This is a genomic window from Bartonella sp. AD328YNZD, assembly GCF_042196425.1.
Genome location: NZ_JBHIQG010000771.1, coordinates 1 through 638, shown reverse-complemented (window position 1 = coordinate 638; position 638 = coordinate 1). Strand labels below are relative to the sequence as shown.

At 37.5% G+C, this 638-nt stretch carries 1 protein-coding gene; it reads left to right on the top strand.

The annotated features are described in order from the left end of the window. Positions 1 to 30: 30 nt before the first annotated feature. The coding region (locus tag ACFIO3_RS14955) for an HAD family hydrolase (RefSeq protein ID WP_375704766.1) at positions 31 to 638 on the top strand (608 nt) is incomplete at its 3' end.

The following is a 638-nucleotide window of genomic DNA, read 5'->3' as shown; positions in this document are numbered from 1 at the left end:
TTCATCTCGTAACATGTAAAGGAATATTTTATGCCTCAAATAGATCTTATTATTTTTGATTGTGACGGAGTTCTCGTAGACTCTGAATATCTTGCAGCAAAAATTGGATCTCAATTGCTCAAACAAACAGGATATGAAATCTCACCTGAAGAATTGAGCGAACGTTTTGCAGGGCTTATCTTTCGCGATATTCTTAAACAAGTTGAACAGGAAATAGAAAAACCAATTTCTGCTCATCTCATAGATCAAATGACTGATATTTTTCGTACACAAATAAAAACTGAATTACGTGCTCTTGATGATGTAAGAGAAGCAGTAGAAATTATTCAAACACGCTATCCCTACTGTATCTGCTCTAATGCAAAGAGCATCGATATAAAAGAGATGCTCACCACTGTTGGTCTCTATGAACTTTTTGAAGGTAAAATATTTTCTGCACCTGAAGTTGGAACAAAAAAAACCAAACCTGCCCCTGATATTTTCCTTTTTGCCGCAAAACAATTACAAGTAGAGCCTCAAAACACTATCGTTATAGAAGATTCAATTCATGGTGTACATGCCGCCAAAGCAGCAGGCATGCGTGTCATCGGCTTTACGGGAGGATCACATAGCTATCTTGGCCACTCTAATGCACTTGC